Source organism: Paracoccus sp. (in: a-proteobacteria), assembly GCF_035556475.1.
In the GTDB taxonomy this organism is placed as follows: Bacteria; Pseudomonadota; Alphaproteobacteria; order Rhodobacterales; family Rhodobacteraceae; genus Paracoccus.
The window spans coordinates 1-23,796 of the sequence record NZ_DATMFA010000004.1 but is presented as its reverse complement, the minus strand read 5'-3'; the positions used below and the strand labels follow the sequence as shown (position 1 = coordinate 23,796).

The 23,796-nt window shown below is 65.2% G+C and carries 22 protein-coding genes; 8 read left to right on the top strand and 14 right to left on the bottom strand.

Annotated features, from left to right (window positions below):
- Positions 1-20: 20 nt before the first annotated feature.
- Together VNQ78_RS00415 and araD are read right to left on the bottom strand one after the other, a co-directional pair.
- Entirely contained in the window at positions 21-1,211 is a 1,191-nt protein-coding gene (locus tag VNQ78_RS00415; protein ID WP_325685433.1) for an L-talarate/galactarate dehydratase, read from the bottom strand.
- 10 nt (positions 1,212-1,221) lie between these two features.
- Complete coding sequence (gene araD, locus VNQ78_RS00410) at positions 1,222-2,958, bottom strand: L-arabinonate dehydratase (RefSeq protein WP_325685431.1); 1,737 nt, start codon at positions 2,956-2,958, stop codon at positions 1,222-1,224.
- A 158-nt stretch (positions 2,959-3,116) separates the two neighbouring features.
- Between araD and VNQ78_RS00405 the strand changes: the two genes are divergently transcribed.
- The gene (locus tag VNQ78_RS00405) at positions 3,117-3,821 is read left to right on the top strand and encodes a GntR family transcriptional regulator (RefSeq protein WP_325685429.1); all 705 of its coding nucleotides are present in this window, start codon (positions 3,117-3,119) and stop codon (positions 3,819-3,821) included.
- Positions 3,822-3,837: 16 nt separating this feature from the next.
- Here the strand turns inward: VNQ78_RS00405 and VNQ78_RS00400 are convergent, their stop codons facing one another.
- The gene (locus tag VNQ78_RS00400; RefSeq protein WP_325685427.1) at positions 3,838-4,746 is read right to left on the bottom strand and encodes a dihydrodipicolinate synthase family protein; all 909 of its coding nucleotides are present in this window, start codon (positions 4,744-4,746) and stop codon (positions 3,838-3,840) included.
- A gap of 64 nt (positions 4,747-4,810) precedes the next feature.
- Entirely contained in the window at positions 4,811-6,322 is a 1,512-nt protein-coding gene (locus tag VNQ78_RS00395) for an ABC transporter substrate-binding protein (RefSeq protein ID WP_325685425.1), read from the bottom strand.
- Between the two features lie 326 nt (positions 6,323-6,648).
- Between VNQ78_RS00395 and VNQ78_RS00390 the strand changes: the two genes are divergently transcribed.
- Genes VNQ78_RS00390 through VNQ78_RS00380 form a run of 3 tightly spaced genes read left to right on the top strand, consistent with a single transcriptional unit; the run spans position 6,649 to position 9,894 of the window.
- The gene (locus tag VNQ78_RS00390; protein ID WP_325685423.1) at positions 6,649-7,833 is read left to right on the top strand and encodes a sialidase family protein; all 1,185 of its coding nucleotides are present in this window, start codon (positions 6,649-6,651) and stop codon (positions 7,831-7,833) included.
- A gap of 1 nt (position 7,834) precedes the next feature.
- On the top strand, positions 7,835-8,791 hold the full coding sequence (gene pdxA, locus VNQ78_RS00385; protein ID WP_325685421.1) for a 4-hydroxythreonine-4-phosphate dehydrogenase PdxA: 957 nt from the start codon (positions 7,835-7,837) through the stop codon (positions 8,789-8,791).
- Complete coding sequence (locus VNQ78_RS00380) at positions 8,788-9,894, top strand: iron-containing alcohol dehydrogenase (protein WP_325685419.1); 1,107 nt, start codon at positions 8,788-8,790, stop codon at positions 9,892-9,894. Before pdxA ends, VNQ78_RS00380 begins: the two co-directional genes overlap by 4 nt.
- Positions 9,895-9,902: 8 nt before the next feature.
- Here VNQ78_RS00380 and VNQ78_RS00375 read toward each other — a convergent pair whose 3' ends face one another.
- The 8 genes from VNQ78_RS00375 to pcaD form a co-directional block, all read right to left on the bottom strand.
- Positions 9,903-10,613, bottom strand: a complete 711-nt coding sequence (locus tag VNQ78_RS00375) for a FadR/GntR family transcriptional regulator (RefSeq protein WP_325685417.1) — start codon at positions 10,611-10,613, stop codon at positions 9,903-9,905.
- Entirely contained in the window at positions 10,610-11,632 is a 1,023-nt protein-coding gene (locus VNQ78_RS00370) for a four-carbon acid sugar kinase family protein (RefSeq protein ID WP_325685414.1), read from the bottom strand. Before VNQ78_RS00370 ends, VNQ78_RS00375 begins: the two co-directional genes overlap by 4 nt.
- A 97-nt stretch (positions 11,633-11,729) precedes the next feature.
- Positions 11,730-13,058, bottom strand: a complete 1,329-nt coding sequence (locus VNQ78_RS00365; RefSeq protein ID WP_325685412.1) for an adenylosuccinate lyase family protein — start codon at positions 13,056-13,058, stop codon at positions 11,730-11,732.
- Between the two features lie 25 nt (positions 13,059-13,083).
- A complete protein-coding gene (locus tag VNQ78_RS00360) occupies positions 13,084-13,935 on the bottom strand; it encodes a 3-keto-5-aminohexanoate cleavage protein (RefSeq protein ID WP_325685410.1) in 852 nt (283 codons plus the stop codon).
- A 9-nt stretch (positions 13,936-13,944) separates the two neighbouring features.
- Positions 13,945-14,550: a protocatechuate 3,4-dioxygenase subunit alpha gene (gene pcaG / locus VNQ78_RS00355; protein WP_325685408.1), complete on the bottom strand. Its 606-nt coding sequence runs from the start codon at positions 14,548-14,550 to the stop codon at positions 13,945-13,947.
- A complete protein-coding gene (gene pcaH, locus VNQ78_RS00350) occupies positions 14,550-15,314 on the bottom strand; it encodes a protocatechuate 3,4-dioxygenase subunit beta (protein WP_325685406.1) in 765 nt (254 codons plus the stop codon). The genes pcaG and pcaH overlap by 1 nt, the downstream gene beginning before the upstream one ends.
- Positions 15,311-15,694, bottom strand: coding sequence for a 4-carboxymuconolactone decarboxylase (gene pcaC, locus VNQ78_RS00345; RefSeq protein ID WP_325685404.1), 384 nt, complete (start codon positions 15,692-15,694; stop codon positions 15,311-15,313). Before pcaC ends, pcaH begins: the two co-directional genes overlap by 4 nt.
- Positions 15,691-16,470 (bottom strand): 3-oxoadipate enol-lactonase, encoded by a 780-nt coding sequence (gene pcaD, locus VNQ78_RS00340; RefSeq protein WP_325685402.1) that lies wholly within the window; start codon positions 16,468-16,470, stop codon positions 15,691-15,693. Before pcaD ends, pcaC begins: the two co-directional genes overlap by 4 nt.
- 65 nt (positions 16,471-16,535) lie before the next feature.
- Between pcaD and VNQ78_RS00335 the strand changes: the two genes are divergently transcribed.
- The 4 genes from VNQ78_RS00335 (at position 16,536) to pobA (ending at position 21,105) form a co-directional block, all read left to right on the top strand.
- Positions 16,536-17,450, top strand: coding sequence for a LysR substrate-binding domain-containing protein (locus tag VNQ78_RS00335; protein ID WP_325685400.1), 915 nt, complete (start codon positions 16,536-16,538; stop codon positions 17,448-17,450).
- A 165-nt stretch (positions 17,451-17,615) separates the two neighbouring features.
- On the top strand, positions 17,616-18,875 hold the full coding sequence (locus VNQ78_RS00330; RefSeq protein ID WP_325685398.1) for an aromatic acid/H+ symport family MFS transporter: 1,260 nt from the start codon (positions 17,616-17,618) through the stop codon (positions 18,873-18,875).
- 54 nt (positions 18,876-18,929) lie between these two features.
- Complete coding sequence (locus tag VNQ78_RS00325) at positions 18,930-19,826, top strand: helix-turn-helix domain-containing protein (RefSeq protein ID WP_325685396.1); 897 nt, start codon at positions 18,930-18,932, stop codon at positions 19,824-19,826.
- A 112-nt stretch (positions 19,827-19,938) separates the two neighbouring features.
- Positions 19,939-21,105 carry a 4-hydroxybenzoate 3-monooxygenase gene (gene pobA / locus VNQ78_RS00320; RefSeq protein WP_325685394.1) on the top strand — a complete coding sequence of 389 codons (1,167 nt, stop codon included), beginning with the start codon at positions 19,939-19,941 and terminating at the stop codon, positions 21,103-21,105.
- 38 nt (positions 21,106-21,143) lie between these two features.
- Here the strand turns inward: pobA and VNQ78_RS00315 are convergent, their stop codons facing one another.
- Positions 21,144-23,075: a DEAD/DEAH box helicase gene (locus VNQ78_RS00315; RefSeq protein ID WP_325685392.1), complete on the bottom strand. Its 1,932-nt coding sequence runs from the start codon at positions 23,073-23,075 to the stop codon at positions 21,144-21,146.
- A 220-nt stretch (positions 23,076-23,295) separates the two neighbouring features.
- The coding region (locus VNQ78_RS00310; RefSeq protein WP_325685390.1) for a sulfotransferase at positions 23,296-23,796 on the bottom strand (501 nt) is incomplete at its 5' end.

Here is a 23,796-nt window from a genome sequence, read left to right as displayed (position 1 = left end):
CACGGGTAGAGGGGTTCACGTCAGCCTCCGAAAACGCTGGTTTCAACAGTCCAGTCACGCGCCTTGCCGGTCAGGCTGCAGCCGAGGCCGGGGCGCGCGGGCACGATCATGCGGCCGTCGCGGATCTCCAGCTCCTCGTTGAAAAGCGGCGCGAGCCAGTCGAAATGCTCGACCCATGGTTCATGCGGGTAGGCCGCGGCGAGGTGCAGGTGGATCTCCATCGCGAAATGCGGGGCAAGGCGCATCCGCTTGGCCTCGGCCTGCGCGCAGATCTTGAGGAACTGGGTGATACCGCCAACGCGCGGCGCGTCGGGCTGGATGAAATCGACCGCATCGGCGCGGATCAGCGCCATATGCTCGTCGGAGGAGGCCAGCATCTCGCCCGTGGCGATCGGCGTCGCAAGCTCGCGGGCCAGCAGGGCATGACCCTCGGCGTCATAGGCGTCGAGCGGCTCCTCGATCCATTCGAGGTTCATCGGCTCGACCAGACGCCCGAAACGCAGCGCAGTCACGCGGTCCCATTGCTGGTTCGCATCAACCATCAGCGGCACGCGCCCGTTCAGATGCTCGGTCACGGCAGCGATGCGGCGCAGATCCTCCATCGGGTCGGGCTGGCCGACCTTAATCTTGATCCCGCCGATGCCGGCCTCAAGCGAGCGATCGACCGCTGCCTTGACCTCGTCGATGGTCGAGGAGAGGAACCCGCCCGAGGTATTGTAGCAGGCGACCGCGTCGCGATGCGCGCCAAGCAGCTTCGCCAGCGGCAGACCCGCGCGCTTGGCCTTCAGATCCCAGAGGCAGATATCCATCGCGGCAATCGCCTGCGTCGCGACCCCGGAACGCCCGACCGAGGCCCCGGCCCAGCAGAGCTTGTCCCAGAGGCGCGCGATATCGTTCGGATCCTCGCCCAGCAGATTGTCGGCAATCTCGCAGGCATGGGCATAGAGGGCCGGGCCGCCCGCGCGCTTCGAATAGCTGAAGCCAAGACCCGAGAAGCCCGCCTCGGTCTCGATCTCGCAGAAAAGGAAGGCAACCTGCGTCAGCGGCTTCTGCCGGCCGGTCAGCACCTTGGCATCGCTGATCGGACGCGCGAGCGGCAGATAGGCCAGCGACAGTTTGACCGTCTTGATCGCGTCCTGCGTCGCGGGGCCGGCGGCAAAGCCCGCCTTCGGCGGCTGCGCCGGGATCAGGCGTTGAGAGATATCCAGCATGGCATTCACCTCAGTTGATGGCGGGTTCTGGCGTCTTGCCGCCATATTCGGTTTTCAGGAAATCAAAGTCGCAGCCCTTGTCGGCCTGCTCGATATGCTTCGAGAACATCAGGCCGTAGCCACGTTGATAGCGGGGCTCGGGGGTCTGCCATGCCTCGCGGCGCGCGGCCAGTTCCGCCTCGTCGACCAGCATGTTCAGCGACCGCGCGGGAATGTCCAACTCGACCAGATCGCCGGTTTTCAAGAGCGCGAGCGGCCCGCCGACGAAGGCCTCGGGCGAGACATGCAGGACGCAGGCACCGAAGCTCGTCCCCGACATGCGCGCATCCGAGATCCGCACCATGTCGCGCAGACCCAGCTTCAGCAGCGCCTTGGGCATCGGGATCATCCCCCATTCCGGCATGCCCGGCCCACCCTGCGGCCCGGCATTACGCAGCACCAGAACCGTTTCCGGGGTCAGCGGATAGTCCGGGTCGTCGATGATCGCCTTCATCTCGGCATAGCTGTCGGCGACCAGCGCCGGGCCGGTATGGCGATGGAATTTCGGATCGCAGGCCGCGGGCTTGATGACCGCGCCATCGGGGCAGAGATTGCCCTTCAGCACCGCCAGCGACCCCTCGTGATAGACCGGGTTCGAGAGCGGGCGGATGACATCCTCGTTCCAGATTTTCACATCATCGAGGCCGTCGGTCAGTGGCTTGCCGGTGACGGTGATGGCCGAACTGTCGAGCTTGTCGCCCAGCTGCTTCATCAGCGCGCGCAGGCCGCCCGCATAGAAGAAATCCTCCATCAGATAGGTCGTGCCCGAGGGGCGGATATTCGCGATCACCGGCGTGGTGCGGCCGATCCGGTCCAGATCGTCCAGCTCCAGCGGCACGCCCGCGCGCCGCGCCATGGCGATCAGGTGGATGATGGCATTGGTCGAACAGCCCGTGGCCATGGCGACCGTCACGGCATTGTTGACGGCGGCCGGGGTCACGATCTTCTCGGGGGTCAGATCCTCCCAGATCATCTCGACGATGCGCCGCCCGCAAGAGGCCGACATGCGCTGGTGGTTCGCATCCGCCGCCGGGATCGAGGACGCGCCGGGCAGCGTCAGACCCATGGCATCGGCAATTGCCGTCATGGTCGAAGCCGTGCCCATGGTCATGCAGTGACCGTAGGAGCGGGCAATGCCGCCCTCGATCCCCTGCCACTCTTCCTTCGAGATCGTGCCTGCCCGCCGCTCGTCCCAGTATTTGAACCCGTCGGTGCCGGAACCCAGATACTTGCCCGCATAGTTCCCGCGCAGCATCGGCCCGGCGGGCAGGTAGATAAATGGAACGCCCATGCTGAGCGCGCCCATCACCAGACCCGGCGTGGTCTTGTCACAGCCACCCATCAGCACCGCGCCGTCGATCGGGTGCGAGCGCAAAAGCTCCTCGGTCTCCATCGCCAGCATGTTGCGGTAAAGCATGGTCGTCGGCTTCACGAAATTCTCGGAGAGCGACAGCGCCGGAAGCTCCATCGGGAAGCCGCCTGCCTGCAGGATGCCACGCTTGACCCAGTCCACGCGGTCCTTGAAATGCATGTGACAGGGCTGCGCGTCCGACCATGTATTGATGATCGCGACGATTGGTTTGCCTTCCCAATCCTCGGGGGCATAGCCCATCTGCATCGTCCGCGAACGATGCCCGAAGGACCGCTGGTCATCCGGCACCATCCAGCGCGCCGAGCGCAGATCCGCATATTCTTTCTTCTTCTGCATCCGCTTCCTCCCTCGCCCGCTCGGATGCATAGGCGTTCGGACCATGATGCCACGTAACGCTTGAGCGGGATGAAGATGTGATATATTAGTTTAATAAGAATATCAATTATGAATCTCGAGGGCGAAGAAACCCACGAAAATCAGGCAGGAAAAAGGACATGACGAAAACGCTTCTCTCGGCTTTCAGCCCGGCGGACTCCGGGACAGCGGCAGGCGGAACGGTGCAGCGCATCTATGACGACCTGCGGCAACGAATCATCGCCTTCGACCTGCCGCCGGACATGACGCTGGACCGCCACGAGCTGACCGAGCATTACGGCGTCAGCCTGACCCCCCTGCGCGAGGCGCTGCAAAAGCTGCATGTCGAAGGGCTGGTCCGGATCTATCCGCAATCCAGAACCGTCGTGACCCGGATCGACATCCCCCAGATCTACGAGGCGCATTTCCTGCGCACGGCGCTGGAATGCGAGGTCGCCCGCAATCTGGCGCTGAACCCGGACCCAGAGCTGATCACGCGCGCGCGGTCGATCATCCGAATGCAAGAGGTGGTGGCGCAGGATGCCGACCAGGTCACCATGTTTCAGGAGCTGGACGAGGTCTTTCACAACACGCTGTTCTCGTCGCTGGGCCGGGGCCCGCTGCATCAGTTGATCCGCGAACGCTCCGGGCACCTTGAGCGCGCGCGGCGGCTGCATAATGCGCAAGGCCGCGTCAAATCGATCATCGCGGGGCATCTGGCGGTGATCGACGCAATCGGGCAGGGCGATCCCGACGCGGCGGTCAGCGCCATGCGCGACCATCTGGGCGGGACCATCTCGCAGGTCGAGCAGTTGCGCAGCCGGAACCCGGATTATTTCTCATAGGATCTCGCCCCCGATCTCAGCCCGATGCTGCCTCGGTCATGCCGGGGAGCAGCCCATAGGTCGCAAGGATCGCGGCAATCTGTCGGTCCTGACCCGGATCCGGCAATAGCGCGGGCTGGCGGCTGGCCCCGACCGAGGCATCCATGAGGAACAGCGCCCGCTTGACCAGCGCAGGCGGATAACCCAGCCCGTAAAGATCCTTGCGGAAATTTCCGAAGATCTCTTGCTGCCGGGCAGCCTCGGCCTCGTCGCCCGCATTATGGGCGCGGAACAAGGCGGCCAGCACCTCGGGCATGACGTTGCCCAGCCCCGAGATGCAGCCCGCCGCCCCGTTCATCAGCGACCAGTGCACGAGGTTGTCTGGACCGGAATAGACGGCAAACTGCGCCGCCTCGCGGCTGACGGCAAGATAGGCTTCCAGCGTGTCCTGCCCGCCGCCCGAATCCTTGATGCCGGCGATATTGCCATGCTCCGCCAGCGCCCGCGCGGTTTCGGGGGCGATATGGTTCTGCGTTCTTGCGGGAATGTCGTAAAGGTAAACCGGCGTCGTGACCGCATCCGCCACGGCGGTGAAATGCCGGATCAGCCCATCCTGCGTGCAGGCGATGAAGAAGGGGGTGATGACCGCGATGCCGTCGACGCCGATGCGGTCGAACTCACGCGCAAGCTTCACCGTCTCGAAGGTCGCGGGCATCCCGGCATTCACGATGACCCTGGCCTGTCCCGCGACCTCATCGACCACGGCCTCGGTCAGGAGAACCTTTTCCTCAAAGGTCAGCGCGGTGAAATCGCCATTCGTGCCCGCGCACATGATATTGTTCCCGGCGCGGATCTGGCGGCGCACCTGTGCGCGGGTCGCGTCGAAATTGATCGTCTCGTCATCGTTGAAACAGGTGACGAGGGCGACGAAGGCTTCCTTGGTCATGCGGACTCCGGCGGCAGGTTCGGGCGTGAACCGGCCCCCGGAAAGGGGGACCGGCGGGAAAGGCTTACTTGAAGCCGATATGGGAAAGCTGAAGCTGCCCGTTGGTGGCGATCGTCGGCTTGAAATCCAGACGCTCGCCGACGCGGCTATAGCTGACCATGTGGAAAAGCGGGACATCCGCCACGATGTCGTCATGCACATAGGCGACGAGTTCGGACCAGAGCTTCGCCCGCTCCTCCCCCGTCGCGGCCGAGGCGCGCGTGATCAGGTCATCGACCTTGGGATCGTTGATGCCCGACTGGCGCCCGTCGCTCGCATATTTGAAATACATGGTGAAGATCGGGTCACCCTTGTTGTTGTCATGCATCGCGGCCAGCATGTAGGCGCCCTGATCGGTCGGATAGGGCTTCGAGTAGAATTTCTCGTGCTCGGCTACCTCGACGAATTCCAGCTTCACGTTGAAGCCGACATCGGTGAGCATCTGATGGATCGCCTCCATCACCTCGGTCACATTGGGGAAGTTCGCCGTGCGGGCGATCAGCCGGATCTCGGTATCGACGGGCACGCCGTCCGCCTTGGCCTCGGCCAGCAGTTTCTTCGCCCCCTCGGGATCAAAGGGGGGCAGCTTCACATCCGGGTTCCAGCCGGCGGTGGTCGGCGGGAACAGGGCCACGGCCAGTTCCGTGCCCTCAGGCAGCAGCGTCCCGATGAATGCCTGCCGGTCGATCGCCATGTTCAGCGCCTTGCGCACACGAATGTCACTGACCGGCTCCACGGAACTGTCGAGGCGGATATAGACCGTCTCGGAATCGAGATAGGTGAAATCGGTCTTGGGATTGGTCGCATCCTCGCGCGCGATCGAGGGCGCAAGGTCGGCTTCCCCCGTCTCGACCATGGCGGCGCGAACGGCGGGATCGGTTCGGAACAGATAGGTCGCCGAGGTGACCTTGGGCGCTGTGCCCCAATAATCGTCGCGACGCGTCAGCACGATCTGCTGGCCGGGCTTCCATTCCGTGACCTTGTAGGGCCCGGTGCCGATGGGTTCGCGCACGAACTCCATCGGGGTCTCCTCCGGCACGATGGTGATCAGCGACAGCAGCAAGGGCAGGATCGGCTGGACCGGATCGGCGGTAAAGTCGATGGTCTGGTCATCCACCACCTCGGCCGAGACCTTCATCCCGCCGAAATAGCGCTGCGACTCGCAGGTCAGCTTGTCGCTCATCGCGCGATCGAACGAGAATTTCACATCCTTGGCGTCGAAACCCGACCCATCCGTGAACGTGACGCCCGGCCGCAGCTTGAAACGCCATGAGCCGTCCGCCTTCTGTTCCCAGCTTTCGGCAAGGCGGGGCATCAGCCCCTTGCCATTGCGCGTGTCATATTCGGTCAGCGTTTCGTTCACATTTTCAAGGATCACGCGCCCGATATTCGAGCGTGTCGCCATGCAGGGCTCAAGCAGGTCAAGCTCCTCGCTCAGCACGATCTTGATATCGGAATCCGCAGCGAGCACGGAAGTCGCGCTGAATGCCATACCCGCCGCGAGCACAACCGCGCCCAGACGCATAACCTTTGTCATCATCCTTACCCTCCCCGCAGGTGACGAACTTATCGCGCCCCTCCAAGCTGCGCGACTTGCCGACAGGCAGCGGGTCTGTGATGCAGAACGCTTCGCGCCCATTGTCCTATCGGCAAAACGCAGGATGCGATCAGCGGATCAAGTTGTCAACATAATCCTTTATGCGACAACAAACTCGATGGCATATCTTGATATTTTATGATTAATTACAACGTATTAATAAATTTATCTCCACCATAATTCTGACGATAATAGATTAACCAACTTGACAACTGATAAATCCAATGCTGAGACTTCCCCAAGAACCGCCGCAGGAAGGAAGGCTCATGTTACCCGAGGAAATCGCCGCCAGCATGACGGGCCGGATCCGGCAGGTCTCTTCGACTCGTGCGGAGGCGTTCCTGCCCTCTCCCATGGTCCAGAACCATGCGGCCTTCCTGCATCTGCTCGAAGACGGAACCCTGCTTTGCGCTTGGTTTGCGGGTTCGCTCGAGGGGAAGTCGGATATTGCCATCCATGCCTCGATGCTGCCGCCCGACGGGCAGGTCTGGGGTGCGCCCCAAAGGCTCAGCCATGATCCCGACCGGTCCGAGCAGAATCCGGTGATCTTTGCCGCGAACGGGGAACTGTTCCTCTTCCACACCTCGCAGCCTGCCGGAAATCAGGACCAGTGCCGCATCCGCATGGTGTCCCTGTCCCGCGACCCGTCCGATCCCGCCCGCCTGATCGAGGGCGAGGCGCGCTATCTGGATGAATTGCCCCGCGGCTGTTTCGTGCGAGGGCCGGTGACGCTGCGCGCGGATGGGGCATGGCTTCTGCCGCTCTTCCTCTGCGTTCCCCAGCCCGGCATGCGCTGGAACGGCAGCCACGACCTTGCCGCGCTCGCGGTTTCGGCGGATCGCGGCGCCAGCTGGCAGGTCGAGGCTGTGCCGGATTCCCTCGGCTCGGTGCATATGAGTCCGTTGACGCTGCCCGATGGAACGCGCGCTGCCTTCTTTCGCCGCAGGCAGGCCGATGCGGTGCATCGCAGCACCTCGACCGATGGTGGCTTTCACTGGTCCGCGCCTTTGCCGACGGATATTCCCAACAACAATTCCTCGATTGCTGCGACCCTGATTGCGGATGGTCGCGTCGCCGTGATCTGCAATCCCGTCTCGGCCGCGGATTCGCAGGCCCGCCGCCAGTCGCTTTATGACGAGCTGGAGGCATCGGACGATCGCCCGGATGCCAAGGGCGGATGCCAGCCTGTCTGGGGCGTGCCGCGCGCTCCGCTGGCGGTATGCCTTTCGGTCGATGGCGGCCAGACCTTCCCGCAGCGCATCGTCATCGAGGACGGGCCGGGCGACTGCCTGTCGAACAATTCGACCGATGGGCACAATCAGGAAATGTCCTATCCTTGGCTTCTGGAAGGTCCAGATGGCAGCCTGCATATCGCCTATACCTATCATCGCCGCGCCATCAAATATGTCCGGCTCGCACCGGGCTGGGCCGCAGCCAATCGACGAGAGTGACATGAGCGAAATCATCGGCATCACCATGGGCGACCCAGCAGGCGTCGGACCCGAGATCTGCGTCAAAGCGCTTGCCGCAATGACGCCCGAGGACCGTGCCCTTACCCGGATCTATGGCAACCGCGCGACACTCGAAGCGGCGAAGGCCGCCGTTGGTGCGGCGATCGACCTGGAAGGGGCGGTCGTCGACCTGCCGATCGAAGGCGCCCCCCTGCCCTGGGGCAAGCTCTCTCCGGTCGCGGGGGACGCCGCGTTCCGCTTCATCGAGGCTGCAGTGCGCGATGCCGAGGCCGGCCGGATCGGCTGCATCGTCACCGCCCCCATCAACAAGGAGGCGCTGAACCTCGCCGGCCATCACTATGACGGCCATACCGGGATGCTGCGCGCCCTGACCGGGGCGAAGGCGGCCTATATGCTGCTCGCCAGCGAGCGGCTGAAGGTCATCCATGTCTCGACCCATGTTTCGCTGCAGGACGCGATCCGGCGCGCCACGACCGAGCGGGTGCTGGCCACGATCCGTGCGGGCCATGCCCATCTGCAGCGCATCGGCTATGCCAGCCCGCGCATCGCGGTCGCCGGGATCAACCCCCATTGCGGCGAGAACGGCCTCTTCGGGACCGAGGATGACGCCCATATCGCACCCGCCGTCGCTGCCGCCCGCGCCGAGGGGATCGACGTGGAAGGCCCGATCTCGGCCGATACCGTGTTCCACCGCGCCTATACCGGCGCCTTCGATCTGGTCGTCGCGCAGTATCACGATCAGGGCCATATCCCGATCAAGCTGGTGGCTTTCGATACGGCGGTGAATGTCTCGGTGGAGCTGCCCATCGACCGCACCTCGGTCGATCACGGCACGGCCTTCGACATCGCAGGCAAGGGGATCGCCGACCACGGCAACATGAACTCGGCCATTGCCTATGCCCGCAAGCTGGTCGCCGGAAAGAAGGTTCCCGCATGACGCTTTCACGCAATATCACCCTGCATCTGCCCAAGCGCGTCGAGATCGGTGCGGGTTCAATCGCAAGTGTCGGCGCTTGGGCCGGGGACGCGGAAAGGGTGCTGGTCATCGCCTCGCCCCATACCTCGGGTTTCGTAGACCGGATGGGCCTCTCCGGCAAGATCAGCGTCTTCGACGCCGTACCGGGGGAGCCGGACATCGCCTGCCTCGATGCGGCGCTTGCTGCGGCGCGCGCGGCGCGGCCCGATCTGGTCGTGGGTCTGGGCGGCGGCTCGGTCATGGACCTTGCCAAGCTCGTCGCCGCGATCTGGGAGAGTGGCGAGACCCTTGACCAGATTGCCGGGCCAAACCGCGTCGCGGGGCGCAGGAGCCTATTAGCACAGGTCGCGACCACCGCCGGAACCGGCTCCGAGGCCGGCATCCGCGCCTTGATCACCGATCCCGGCAAGGGGGCGAAGATCGCCGTTGAAAGCCCGCATCTTCTGGCCGATCTGGCGGTGCTGGACCCGGAGCTGACCTTCACCGTCCCGCCCGCCATCACCGCCGCGACCGGAATCGACGCCATGGCGCATTGTGTCGAGGCCCTCACCAACAAAAACGCCCATCCGGTCATCGACGGCTATGCCCGCATGGGAATCGATCTGGTCGGCCGCTACCTTGCCCGCGCGGTCCGCGACGGCAGCGATACCGAGGCGCGGGAGGGGATGATGCTGGCATCCTTCTATGGCGGGATCTGCCTTGGTCCGGTCAATACGGCGGCCGGTCACGCGCTGGCCTATCCGCTGGGCACGCTGCTGCACCTGCCGCATGGGCTGGCGAATGCGATCATCTTCCCGCATGTGCTGGCCTTCAACGAAAGCACCGTTCCCGAAAAGACTGCTGAAGTTGTCGCGGCACTTGGCCTCTCGGGCGACCTCCTGCCGGCAGCGCATCGGTTCTGTGCCGATCTGGGGGTCGAGATGCGGCTTTCGGCCCATGGCGCGACCGAGGATCAGCTGGACCGCTTCGCCGCCGATGCTCATGCGATCCGCCGCCTGATGGACAACAATCCACGCGACATGAGCCCGGATCAGGTCCGCGAGATTTATCGCGCCGCTTTCTGAAGCGGTGCTTAGCCCTCGGGCCGCTTCCGCTCGAACAGGCGCTCGCGCGAGCCGATCAGGTGGTCCTGCATCAAATGCTGGGCCTCAGCCGCCTTGCCATCCCTGATCGCGCGGTAGATCTGGTCATGCTCGTCAAAGACGCGCGCAAGGCCCAAGGTCTCGCGCTTGACCGAGGCGCCGTGAAAACGCATCCCGACCGCGATATGGTCCTTGAGCGCCTCCATCGCGGTGGCAAAATAGCTGTTCTCGCTGGCCTGCGCGATGGCGAGGTGGAACTGGAAATCGGCATCCTCGCGATGCGACTGACGATTGGTCGCGTCCCGCATCAGTTCCAGCGCGGTGGCGATGTTCTCGAGCGATCGGGCATCATGCCGCTCGGCCGCGCGGGCCGCCGCGACCGGCTCCATGGTGATGCGAAACTCATAGCAGTTCAGCAGGTCCGCGACGTTCTCCAGCTGTCCGAAACCCAAGGGCTGCTTCAACCCGACCGATCGCACGAAGCTGCCCGCGCCCCGGCGTGAATAGATCAACCCCTGCTCGCGCAGGCGGCGCAGCGCCTCGCGGATGATGGGTCGCGAGACCTCGAACTCGGCGGCAAGGTCGTGTTCCGTCGGCAGACGCTCATCCGGCGCAAACGCCCCGGATTTGATCGAGCGCAGGATCCGCTCGAAAACCACATCGCCAAGGCTCTTGCGAGCATTCGAGTGCTCGCCGCTCATGCCCTCTCCCTCCCGATCATCGCGGCGATGCGGGTCAGGCAATAGGGATCCCCGAAGCCCCCGGATTTTGTGATCACAGTCACCCCCTCCCATTCGGCCACGACGAGGCCGGGCAGGCATTCGCCGTTCACCCGCATGACGCCGGCCCCTGCCCTGCGCAGACAGGCTGAAGCTGTGGCACCCCCGCTCAGCAGCGCGGTCCCGAAACCCGGCCGCAGCAAGGGAGCGACCGCCTCAGCGAGCGATGCCGAAACCTCCTCTGGGCCCCGTGTCTCGAATCCGGGCAAAGCCTGAAGCAGCAAGCGAGGCACATTGGGAAGCATCTCGACCACCACGCCGTTCTCGGCGCCAAGACAGGTCGTCCCGGGCATTTCGCGCAACAGATCGGCCTGGGCCAGCGTGATCGGATCGCGCGTGCCCAGCACGAAAAGCCCGCGCGGCCCGGGCAGCTCTGCGATCAGGCGAGGCGTCGATGACGCCATCCGCTCTGCCAGCGCCTCGGCCAGACCGCGCGCCCCGATGAGAAGGTCGTCCCCCGCCGCGTCGAGCGCGGCGCGCATCTCGGCTGCGGTCGCGACATCCGGGACGACAATCCGTTCTGCGTGCAGACCCAGCCGCTCACGAACCGGAATCGGGGTGTCCACGCCAAAGCCCATGACCGCGCCACCCTGCACGATCCGGCCGAATTCGGGAATCGCCGGGGCGGCGAGGGCAGAGGCGAATTCCAATGCCGAAAGCTCGGCCTCGATATTGCCCTTGAGGCGGGAATCGACCTTCTTGAGGATACGGACATCTGGCAGCACCCGGGCAACGCGCAGCACCGCATCACGCGCAGCCTGCGGCGAAATCTCGCGGCTCTCGGTCGTGACCGCGATGACATCTGGATCGGTGGCGAGCGCCGCCGCCACATGTTCGGGGCCAAGCGCGACCGCAACCCTCAAACCCCGGGCAGCAAAGGGTGCGGAGGCATCAAGCGCCCCGGTCAGATCGTCGCCGATGATGGCAAGAGAAAGCGGCATGTGAAGATGTTGTAAACTTATCCTGCCCGCAGGATAGGTTCTTCACCGCGCTATCGCAACAACAACCCTCGGGGTTCGGGCCGATGCCGCCTGCTCTTCAAGCACCGGGATCTGACAGCGCCGACTGCGTGGCAAAGGCGCGCGCTTCTTCGGGCGCGGTGCCAAGGCCCCCTGCCGCCGACAGGTCGAGCTGCGGGAAATCCCGCGCGACCAGTTCGGGCAGCGAGCCCTTGCCAGCCAGTGCCTCGGCGCAGAGATCCTTCATCCTGGCCTGCGCCTCCGGCCGGGGCATGTGGCGGGCAAGCGCGAAGGTGAAGGCTTCCGCGTGGATCAGGCCGGTCCCGTCGTCGATCCCCTGCGCCATCGCCTCCGCATCCGGCGTCAACCGCCCCGCGAGGTCGAGCGCCAGCGATATGGCGCGACCGGTCGAGATGCAAAGCTGCGGCAGGGTCAGCCATTCCACGAACCAGGCCGAGCCGTCGCGCTGCTGACGGTGGATCCCCGCCCCCTGCATCGCGGCGGAAAGCCCGATCGTCTGCCGCGCCAGCGCGACCAGAACCGAGGGCCCGACCGGATTTTGCTTCTGCGGCATGGTCGAGGAGCCGCCGGCCCCGGCAATGCGGATCTCGTTGATGCCCGACTGGGTCATCAGGATCAGATCCTCGCCCATCTTGCCAAGGCTGGTCGTGACACCCGCCATCCAGGCGGAAAAGCTGTCGATCGTATCCCGCTCGGAATGCCAGCCATGGCCGGGATCGGCCAGCCCCAGCCCTTCGGCAAGGGCCGCGCGCACCGCCGGACCCTCTGGACCTATGGCCGAGAGGGTGCCTGCGGCACCGCCAAGCGACACGGTCGCAAGCGCCGGGCGCAGCGCATCGAGGCGCTGCCGATGCCGGATCAGTGGATGGCCCCAACCCGCCACGACCGCGCCGAAGCTGGTCGGAGTCGCGGCCTGACCATAGGTCCGCGCCGCCATCGGCAGATCGGCATATCGCCCCGCCAGATCGCCAAGCGCGGCGATCACCTGGCCCAGCCGCTCGTCCCAGATCTCGGTCAGGCGACGCAGGCGCAGGGCAAGGCCTGTCTCCATGATATCCTGACTGGTCGCGCCCCAATGCAGGTATTGCGCATGATCTGGCGCCTGCATGGCCTTGCGGAAAGCCGCGACCAGCGCCGGGATCGGCACCCCGTTCGTCGCCGTCTCGCGCGCAAGTGCCGCCGGGTCGATCTGCACCTCGCGGCTCGCGCGGTCGATATAGGCCGCAGCGGTCTCGGGGATGATCCCAAGCTTGCCCTGCACCCGGGCAAGCGCCCCCTCGACCAGCAGCATGGCGCGGATTTCGGCGCTGTCGGTGAACAGGGCAGCGGTCGCCTCATCGCTGAAAAGGTCGCGATAGATGGCGCTGTCGGCGGGTGATGCAGGCATGTCTTCTTTCTTTCCGACGCGGCGATCAGGCCGCGGGCATTCTGAGGCCAAGGATCTCGCGCGCCTGCTGCCAGGTCGCGACGGGACGCTCGTTCCGTTCGCAGATTTCGGCGGCGCGACGCACCAGAGCGGCGTTCGACGGCGCAAGGCGGTCGCGGTCCAGCCGGACATTGTCCTCAAGGCCCGTGCGCGCATGGCCACCAGCACCGATCGCCCATTCGTTCAGCGTGAGCTGGTTCGGACCGATCCCGGCGGCGCACCACGGCGCGTCCTCGCCGAAGAGGCGTTTGACCGTATAGATATAATAGTCGAACACCTCGCGATCCGCGGGCATGGCGTTCTTTACGCCCATCACGAACTGCACATAGGGCCGGTCCTTGATCCGGCCGTCCTGATACATCTTGGCGGCCTGCAGGATATGGCTGAGGTCGAAGGCCTCGATCTCGGGCTTCACGTCATGGCGGATCATCTCGGCCGCGAGCCAGTCGACCAGATCCGGCGGGTTCTCATAAACACGCGTCGGGAAGTTGTTCGACCCGACCGAGAGCGAGGCCATGTCGGGCGACAGCGGCAGCATGCCGCCGCGCGCCTGCCCTGCCCCGGATCGTCCGCCTGTGGAAAGCTGGACGATCATTCCGGGGCAATGCGCCTCCAGCCCTTCCTTGAGGCGGGCAAACCGTTCGGGGTCCGAGGTCGGCTTGCCCTCGTCGTCGCGGACATGGCAATGCGCGATGGTCGCGCCCGCCTCGAATGCCTCCTGCGTGGATTCGATCTGTTCCTCGACGGTGATCGGGACGGCCGGGTTGTTCGCCTTGGTCGGCAGCGACCCGGTGATGGCCACACAGATGATGCAGGGCTGGTTCGAGTGGGCGCTCATCTTCTTTCCTTACATGTCGAAGAAAACGGTTTCGTTCTCACCTTGCAGGACGATGTCGAAGCGGTAAACGCCGTCGCCGGTCTTTTTCGCGATCAGCGTATCGACACGCGGGCGATGCTCGATCCGCTGCAGGACCGGGCAGGAATCGTTGTCCTCGTCCTCGAAATAGATCCGGGTCTGAAGGCCAAGGTTGATCCCGCGCGCCACGATCCAAAGCGCGATATGCGGCGCCATCATCCGCCCGTCCGGGAAGGGCACGCGACCCGGCTTCACCGTGCGGAGCGTCCATTCACCCGAGTCGAAATCGGCGATGATGCGCGCCCAGCCCGTCACGTTCGGGTCGGCCGCACCGCGCGGATCGTTGCCGGGATAGATGCCATGGGCATCCGCCTGCCAGCTTTCGATCAGCGCATCGCGCATGACCATGCCCGCGCCATCGCGCACGGTGCCGACGATGGTGATGACCTCGCCCTTGGCACCGTTCTGGATCGGGCTTTCGCCCAGATCGACCGGATAGATCCCGTCATTCCCCAGCTTGTTCGGCGTCAGACCGATATGGACATAAGGCCCGGCGGTCTGCGAGGGCGTTTCCTTGAGATAGTCGAGCTGCTGCATCACAGGCCCTCCTTGCGGTTCTCGAAGAACGACTGGCGACGGCCGCGCAGCACGATGTCGAATTTATAGGCGAGGCAATCCATCGGGATCGCGCGGTTCATGTCAAGGGGCGCGACCAGCGCGTCGATGGCGCGGTCCGAACCGATGGTCTTGACGATCGGGCAACGGGCGATCAGCGGGTCGCCCTCGAAATACATCTGGGTGATCAGGCGCTGGCCGAAGCCCGAGCCGAAGACCGAGATATGGATATGCATCGGGCGCCAGTCATTGACGCGGTTCGGCCAGGGATAGGCGCCGGGGCGAACGGTCAGGAACTCATACGAGCCGTCAGCCCCCGAGATCGTGCGCCCGCAGCCACCGAAATTCGGGTCGAGCGGCGCGGCATAGGCGTCCTTCTTGTGGCGATAGCGGCCGCCGGCATTGGCCTGCCAGATCTCGACCAGCACATTCGGGACGCCCCGGCCGGTTTCATCCAGCACCCGGCCGTGCATGATGATGCGCTCGCCGATGGCAGGCTGGCCGGTGAAGTTCATGATAAGATTGTTGTCGAGCTCGCCGATCATCGAGTGACCGAAGGCCGGGCCGGTCTCCTCCGACAGGGTCGAGCCGAGCGCGACCAGCGGCCGGAACGGCGCGCGCGTCATCGAGGTCTTGTAGCCCGGCGTATAGGCCGCCGGGTGCCAGTCACGGTCGCGGAAGAAAAGCGGCCCCTTGCTGACCGGGCGTGGCTGGACCTTGGATTCGGTTTGGCTGGTATCGCTCATCGCTGGCTCTCCTCCATCGCGGCGTAGGTTTCCTTGGCGATCTTGATCGCGTGATTGGCACGCGGCACGCCGGCATAGATCGCGACATGCAGCAGCGCCTCCAGCACATCCTCCTTGCTGGCGCCGGTATTGGCGGTCGCGCGGATATGCATGGCAAGCTCGTGGTCGTTACCCAATCCCGCAAGCAGCGCGATGGTCAGCATCGACCGCTCGCGCGGGGCGATGGTATCGCGCGACCAGACCGAGCCCCAGGCGGATTCGGTGATCAGGGTCTGGAACGGCTGGTCGAAATCGGTCTTGTTGGCCTCTGCCCGGTCGACATGGGCATCGCCCAGAACGCGGCGACGTGTGGCCATGCCTTGATCGTAACGTGCATTCATCGGCTATATTCCTGAACGAATTTCGAAAGAAGGGCCGCATAGGCCACGGGTTGTTCGGTGCAGGGCAGATGGCCCGCATCGGGAATGATATGGAACGCGGCGCCGGGGATCAGATCCGACGTCGCCTTGACCAGCTCGGCCGGCGAGGAGCCGTCCTGATCACCGGCGATCACCATGACCGGCAGGGCAATCCCCGCAGTCTGCGCAGAGAGGTCAGCGGCGGCCAGCGCCTCGCAGGCGGCGACATAGCCGGTGGGCGAGGTGCGCACGACCATGTTCCGCCACGCTGCCAGTTCCGGCCGGACGCGGAAAACCGGGGCGAACCAGCGCTCCATGATGACATCGGCGATGGCCTCAAGCCCGCTCGACCGCACCGCGCTGATCCGGTCGGCCCAGCTTTGCGCGGTGCCCATCCTGACCGCGGTGTTCGACAGGACCACGGCGCGAACCAGATCCGGCCGCCGGGCGGCGATCGACTGGGCAATCATGCCACCAATCGAAAGACCGACGAAGATGACCTGACGCAGACCAAGATGCTCGATCAGCGCGGCAGCGTCATCGGCCAGATCGTCGATCGTATAGCCGCCACCCTCATCCGAAAGCCCGTGGCCGCGCTTGTCGAAACGGATGGCCCGGATGCCGGGCAGCTCCTGCAAGAGCGCATCCCAGAGGCGCAGGTCGGTGCCAAGGGAATTGGCGAAAACCACGACCGGCCCGTCGGCGGGTCCGTCGATCCGATAGTGCATCGCGCCCCAGGGGCGGTTCAAAACTTGCATGATCATCTCCCTTGTCCATAATCTGTCATAACCGTTCACGCTTGAATAATGCAAAATCCGCCAAGATGAATAACCAATATGCTATGCATCCCGGCATCAAGCTGCGTCACATCCGGGCTTTCCTCGACATTGCAGCGGAAGGCAGCTTGACCGGCGTAGCCCGCGCACAAGGGATAACCCAACCCGCGCTGTCACGCACCCTGGCCGAGCTTGAGACGCTGCTGGGACAGCCGATGTTTCTGCGGCAGGGGCGAAAGCTGATCCTGACCGAGGCCGGCAGCGTCTTTCGCCGCCACGCCCTGACCGCCGTGCAGGCGCTGGAGGCGGGCGCGGCCGCGCTGCGGCCCGGCGTCAGCGGCACCTTGCGGGTCGGCGTCCTGCCGACGGTGGCCACGCGCTTCATGCCCCGCGTCGTGCTGCGCTTTCGCGAACTCCGCCCCGAGATCGTTCTCGCGGTCGAGACCGGGCCGCATTTTCACCTGATGCGCCTTCTGCGCGATGGTGCGGTCGATCTGGTCATGGGCCGCCTGCCCGGCGCGGCCGAGATGGCGGGGCTGAGTTTCGATCACCTCTACGAGGATGAGGTCATTCTGGCGGGCCGCGCGGATCATCCGCTGCGAAACCGGCCCGCGCCCGAGGCCCTCGCCGCATCGCCGGTCATCCTGCCCCCTGCCACCGCCCTGATCCGGCCGGTGGTCGATGATTACCTTGCCGCCAACGGCCTTGCCGGCCTACGACCGGCGGTCGAGACCGTCTCGCTGGCGCTGGGGCGCGGTGTCTGTCTGGCCTCGGACGCGCTCTGGTTCATTTCGCGCGGCGTGATCGCCCATGAACTCGAGCGCGGGGACATGGTTGCCCTGCCGACCGGCGCCCGGTTCCTGTCGGGCGCGGTCGGCATGACGCAGCGTCAGGGCAGCGCACCGCCGGGGCTTGCCGATCTTGCGGAAATCGCGCGCGAAGTGGCGCGCAGCGATCGCTGAACCACGCCTCTGGCGACGATCGGCGATCCTGTTGCCATACAACTTCCCCATTTACGGCCCGGCGTTCCGTTGATAGTGGGCGCCGCGTTCGGAGCGGCCCTCGGAGTCCGGCTCCACTTTCCAAGGGACGCGAGGAGGTACTCGAACTTGGTGGCAAATGTACAAATGCGACAACGGGCCAATGCGGGGTGGATCTCTACCCTGTGCTGGATTGCCGTCGTCCTCGATGGTTTCGATCTGGTGGTGCTCGGCACGCTGATCCCGCCTCTGACCGGAGGCGAATCGCCCTTCATGAGCAAGCCCGAGGCGACCTTCGTCTCCACCATCAGTCTGGTGGGCATGACGCTTGGCGCGCTGATGATCGGGGCTCTCACCGACCGCTTCGGCCGCCGGAAGTCGATGATCTGGTCGGTCGGGGCCTTCTCGCTGGCGACGCTGGCTTGCGCCTTCGCCCATGACTGGGTGCAGCTCTCGATCTATCGCTTCCTTGCCGGATTCGGCCTTGGCGGCTGTCTGCCGACGGCCATTGCCCTCGTCACCGAGTTCTCGCGCGGACAGGCTGGCAAGGCCTCGACCCGACTGATGACCGGCTATCACGTCGGCGCCGTGGCGACCGCGCTGCTGGGTCTGGCGCTGCTGCCACTTCTTGGCTGGCAGGCGATGTTCATTGCGGGCGCCGTGCCCGGTATCGTCCTGCTGCCCCTGATGCTGCGCCACCTGCCGGAATCGCCGGCCTTCCTGCTGGCCAAGGGCCGCCGGGCCGAGGCCGAGGCTATCGCCGCCGAACACGGCATCGTGCTGGAGGCCGCGCCCGCCGCAACCTCGGGCACGCCCACCCAAGGCGGCAAGACGCTGTTCCGCGCCCCCTTCCTGCGCAACAGCATCGGCATCTGGGTCACGTCCTTCATGGGCCTGCTGCTGGTCTACGCGCTGAACACCTGGCTTCCGACGCTGATGATCGAGGCGGGCTATGGCCTGCAAAAGGGCCTGTTCCTTCTGCTTCTGTTGAATGTCGGTGCGGTTTGCGGCCTTCTGGTCGCGGGCCGGGTCGGCGACCGGATCGGGCTGAAGCCCGCCGCGCTGATCTGGTTCCTCATCAGCGCCGGCCTGCTTGCGGGGCTGTCGGTGAAGGTGCCCACAATCGCGCTCTATCCGCTGGTCTTCGTCACCGGATGCTTCGTCTTTTCGGCGCAGGTGCTGGTCTATGCCTATACGGCGGCGAACCATCCTCCGGCGGTGCGGGCGACCGCGCTTGGCATGGCGGCGGGGATCGGCCGGATCGGCGCGATTTCCGGTCCGCTGCTTGGCGGCACGATGGTTTCGCTTGGCATCGGTCACCCGTGGGGCTTCTATGTCTTCGCGATCGTGGGACTTCTGGGGGCAATCGCCCTCGCCACGACCCAGGTGATGAAGCAAAAGGTCTGAACCCTGCAACCCGGCGCCGCCCTGGCGTCGGGGCACGATCCGCGAGGATGCACGATGAACCGCACGCCGCCCTCGAGCATCCCGCATTTCTACCTCTACGGCGAGCGCGATCAGGATGTCGAACTCGACTTCCTGCATATCGAGCCGATCCTCGACCGCAGCGGCCCGCATGGCTGGCGCATTCGGGCCCATGCCCATCCCGACCATATGCAAATCATGCTGGTCGAGGGCGGCGGCGGAACCATCCAGCTTGAAGACCGCGTCCATGCGATCCCGACGCCGGCGGTTATCGTGCTGCCGGCGGGCTGTGTCCATCAGTTCGAATTCGATCCGGGCACCGAAGGCTATGTCCTGACTGCCGCTCTGGGCTGGCTCAATGCCGCGGCGGCGGCCGATCCGCAATTGTCGCGCGCCGTCGCCCATCCCGCCATCTTCGCGCTGGCCGGATCGGGCATCGACATTCCCGCGGTGCTTGACACCTTTCAATGGCTGCATCGCGAATTCGTCTGGTCCGCGCCGGGGCGCAGATCGGCGATCAGGGCGCTTTTCCTGCGGCTTCTGGTCATCGCGCTACGCCTCGGGATCAGTCACGAAGTCGCGGATCCCGGCCCGGCAAACCGCGACCACGACCTCCTCATGCGCTATCGCGCGCTGGTCGAGGCGCAGTTCCGCAACCAACGCTCGCCCTCGTTCTATGCCGCGGAGCTCGCCGTGACGACGGCGCGGCTGAACGCCGCCTGCAAGGCCCGCGCCGGGCGCACCGCGACCGAGATCCTGCACGAACGCATCCTCCTCGAGGCCAAGCGCTATCTGCTTTACACCGATAACGGGGTCGCACAGGTCGCGCATATGACCGGTTTCGAGGACCCTGCTTATTTCAATCGCTTTTTCGCCCGCCGCGTGGGAATCTCTCCCGGCCAATACCGAAAGACGGGCGGGGCCACGGACTGACGAATCGTCCAAGTTTTCCGACGCAGCGTCCATTTCGCCTGCGCCGTCTCTGCGTCATTTTGCCGCCAATCCGCGGCGGTCCGGCCGTCGCCGAAACTGGAGGAAAAAGATCATGCGCCATCAGGTCTGCATCATCGGCGGCGGTCCGGCCGGACTGCTGCTTTCACTGCTGTTGCGCCGTGCCGGCGTGGATGCTGTCGTGCTTGAGCGTCGCTCGCGCGACTATGTTCTCTCGCGCATCCGGGCCGGGGTTCTGGAACAGGGACTTTGCGACATCCTGCGCGAAGCGGGCGTCAGCGCGCGGATGGAGGCCGAAGGATTCGTCCATGACGGCACCATCATCACAGCGCATGGGACGACGGTTCACATCGACTTCAAGAAACTGACCGGCAAGACGGTCACGATCTACGGCCAGACCGAGGTGACCCATGACCTCTATGCCGAGCTGGACCGGATTGGCGCGCCGATCTTCCACGAGGCCGAGGATGTCGCGATCCACGATGCCGACAGCGACGCGCCCTATGTGACCTTCAGCCATGGCGGTCGCAGCCACCGCGTCGATTGCGACTATATCGCCGGCTGCGACGGCTTCCACGGCGTCAGCCGCAACTCGATCCCCCAGAATGTTCGGCGCGAGTTCGAGAATGTCTATCCCTTCGGCTGGCTTGGGATCCTTGCCCACACCCCGCCGGTCGCCGAGGAGCTGGTCTATTCCGGGCATGAGCGCGGTTTCGCTCTCTGCTCGATGCGCAATGCCAATCTCAGCCGCCACTATCTGCAGGTTCCGCTGAGCGGCAAGGCCGAGGACTGGAGCGACGATGCCTTCTGGGCCGAGTTGAAGCGCCGCCTGCCGCCGCATCTGGCCGAAAACCTCGTCACCGGCCCCTCGATCGAGAAGAGCATCGCGCCGCTGCGCAGCTTCATCTCCGAGCCGATGAGCTGGGGCCGGATCTATCTGGCCGGGGACGCCGCCCATATCGTGCCGCCGACCGGGGCCAAGGGCCTGAACCTTGCCGCGTCGGACGTCTACTATCTCTCGCGGGCGCTGATCGCGCATTACGCCGGGGACAACCAGTTCCTGCAGGATTATTCCGCGACGGCGCTCGCGCGGGTGTGGAAGGCCTCGCGCTTCTCGTGGTCGATGACGCGGATGCTGCACCACTTCCCGGCCGAGGGCAGCTTCCTTGCCCGGATGCAGGCCGCCGAGGTCGAGTATCTGGCCAACTCCACCGCCGCACAGACCGCGCTGGCGGAAAACTATGTCGGCCTGCCCTACTGAACGAAAACGCCCGGTCTTGCGACCGGGCGTTCTTCATTTCAACCCTTGCGGCTTTTGCCGGACGGGCCGCTTTTGAAGCCGTCAGGCTTCTTGCGCGGCGCGGGCTTGGCCCAGCCTGCCTTGGCGGCGATGGGTTTCCCCGGCTTGCCCTTGGCGCGCGGCGCGTCCTCGGCACCGCGCTTGCGGGCCTTCTCGGCGGTGGACCAGCGGGCCTTGCTGCGCGGGGCCGCGCCATCATCGGCCTTGCCCTCGAAGCGAGGAGCCTCGGCTGCATAGGGTGTGCGGGCACGGGGTTCCGGCGCGGATTCCGTCCGCTGCTTCGGATAGCCCTTCTTCACCGGCGCCTCGCGGCGCGGGGCCGAAGGACCGGCGCTCCGCTCGAAATTCGGCATACCGGCCTGACGGACCATCATCAGGCCTTCCTCAAGCTCGACAGCCTCGCCAAAGCGATCCGCCGCGCTCGCCGCGATCTGGACGAAGGTTTCGTGGTCGCGCACCTTGATCGCGCCGATCACGTCCTTGTTGACGCCGCCCGCCTCGCAGATCTTGGGCAGCAACCAGCGGGCCTCGGCCCGGCCGGAGTAACCGACGCTGAGCGAGAACCATACGGAATCGCCGAAATCGCGCTGCTCGCGCGGCGCCGAGGGGGCCGGGCGCTCATGCACCACGGTCAGTTCCTCGGGCGTGGGCCGCCCCTCGCGCCAGAGGCGGAGGAACGCGGCGGCAAGCTGCTCGGCCCCGAAGCGTTCCAGCAGGGTCGTGGCCAAACCGACCTCGTCCTCGCCAACGGGTTCGTGCAGGGCGGGATGTTCGAGCATACGCTCATCGTCACGCGCGCGCACGTCATCGGCCGAGGGCGCGCCGGACCATTCCGCCTCAACCTTGGCGAATTTCAGCAGGCGCTGCGCCTTCTTGTATTCAGGAGCGACGACGATCAGGGCCGAGATGCCCTTGGCCCCTGCCCGGCCGGTCCGGCCCGAGCGGTGGAGCAGCGTCTCGGCATTGGTCGGCAGGTCGGCATGGATCACCAGTTCCAGACCCGGCAGGTCGATGCCACGTGCGGCCACGTCGGTTGCGATGCAGACCTGCGCCCGCCCGTCCCGCAGCGCTTGCAGGGCGTGGCTGCGCTCTTGCTGGCTCAGCTCGCCCGACAGCGCGACGGCCTTGAAGCCGCGGTTGCCCATGCGGGCCAGCAGATGGCTGACATTCGCCCGGGTCTTGCAGAAGACGATGGCGGTGCGCGCATCATGCAGGCGCAGCAGGTTGAAGATCGCCGGCTCGCGGTCCCGGACCGAGACGCTGATCGCGCGATATTCGATGTCGCCGTGCTGGCCAGCCTCGCCCTGCGCGACGATGCGCAAAGCGTCCTTCTGGAAGTCCTTGGCGAGCTTTTCGATTGCCGGCGGCACCGTGGCCGAGAACATCAGGGTGCGGCGCTCGGCCGGGGCGGATTCCAGGATGAACTCCAGATCCTCGCGGAAGCCGAGATCCAGCATCTCGTCAGCCTCGTCCAGCACCGCGGCGCGCAGCCCGGAGAGGTCAAGGCCACCGCGATCGATATGATCGCGAAGACGGCCGGGGGTGCCCACGACGATATGGGGGCCGCGCTCCAACGCGCGACGCTCGGTCCGGTAGTCCATGCCGCCAACGCAGGTCGCGATGCGGGCACCGGCCTCGCCATAGAGCCAGGTCAGCTCGCGTGCGACCTGCAGTGCCAGTTCGCGGGTCGGCGCGATGGCGAGGGCCAGCGGCGTTTCCGCGAAAGGCAGCGCCACCTCGCCCTGCAGGATATCCGCCGCGATGGCAAGGCCGAAGGCCACGGTCTTGCCCGAGCCGGTCTGCGCCGAAACAAGCATATCGCGCCCGTCCGCATCAGCGGCCAGAACGGCTTCTTGAACGGTGGTGAGGCTGGCATAGCCTTTGGCTGCCAGCGCCGCAGCCAGAGGCGCGGCAATAGTTGGTTCTGTCATGTTTTCGCCAGAAAGGGGGGTGCCGAACACCCGATGAACGGCACCAAGACCCTTAGCGGCGGAAGACCCAGCGCCCGCCGCTCCGGACACGCGGAGCCAAAGGCGGTCGTTTAGACGTCCCGGCGCGGCATGTAAACCCGCAAACTGCGGCGGCGAGGATATCCACCCCCGAAACCCCGCTTCTCGGCGACCGGCCCGTCAGATGGGCCAGCGCGCCACGTCAATGCTTCAGCGCCTGACCGAGAATCCCGGCAACCGTCGCTTCGTCGAATTTTTCGCCCAGAAAATCATAGATCTCTCTGGCATGGGCCTTGTCGGCAACCAGCTTGTCATAGCTCACCACATGACAGCAGTCAGGGTGATCCTTCGCATAGGACAGGAACATGCGGTCAGCCTGCCCGAGTTGCGAGATGACCTCGGACTGGGACTGGTTCTTCCACCAGCCCGAGCGCGCGACATCCTCGAGCTTGCGATGCTGGAAGATGATCCTCGCCTTCGGAAAGACGGTGCGCAGGACGTCCATATGGTTGCGGAAGAAGGAAGGCTCCTGGTGAAACCGGATTTCCTTGAAGCCGCTGACCCGGCAATCCTTCGGTGGCCGCAGGACTTTCTTGACGAAAAGATCCATCAGCGAAAGCGCGAAGTCGTCGGGATCGACCCGCTCGGCACCCGCCCAGGGATCGAAGGGCTTGCCGAGGATCGGGCGAAGATAGGGCCGCCG